The following is a 503-nucleotide window of genomic DNA, read 5'->3' as shown; positions in this document are numbered from 1 at the left end:
GCCGGCCTGGCCGACATCCAGCGCTGGGCCGGACACAGCGAACTCTTCGACACCGCCATGGTCTTCCAGAACTACCCGGTGAGCGCCGACGTCACGAGCCGTCGGCTCGACGGTCTGCGCGTGGCCGGCTTCCACGCGGTCGAGAGCACGGACTTCGCCGTCAACCTCGTCGCGCACACCAGGGGCTCCGCCCTGGAGCTCCGCCTCGACCACCGCGCGGACGTCTGCGACGGGGAGCTGGTCCGTTCACTGGCGGACCGGATGGTGCGGGTGCTGGAGACGCTGGTCTCCGACGCCGACCTGCCCGTCGGACGCCTCGACACCCTCGACCCGGCCGAGCGGAAGCGGGTGCTGGTGGAGTGGAACGGGGCACGGACCGAGCTGCCCGACACGCCGCTGCACGAGCTGGTGGCCGAGCAGGCGCTGCGTACGCCGGACGCGGTCGCGGTGGTGTGCGACGGTGACTCACTGACGTACGCGGAGCTGGACCGGCGCGGCAACCA

Annotated in this window: 1 protein-coding gene; it reads left to right on the top strand. The window is 72.0% G+C overall.

Features of this window, described 5'->3' with window-relative positions; genetic code table 11:
* Positions 1-503: condensation domain-containing protein (locus ACTMVF_RS42420; protein ID WP_441276436.1), on the top strand; the 503-nt coding region annotated here is incomplete at both ends.

This window comes from Streptomyces sp. SD31, assembly GCF_052068475.1.
GTDB lineage: Bacteria > Actinomycetota > Actinomycetes > Streptomycetales > Streptomycetaceae > Streptomyces.
This window is presented reverse-complemented; position numbering and strand designations above follow the sequence as displayed.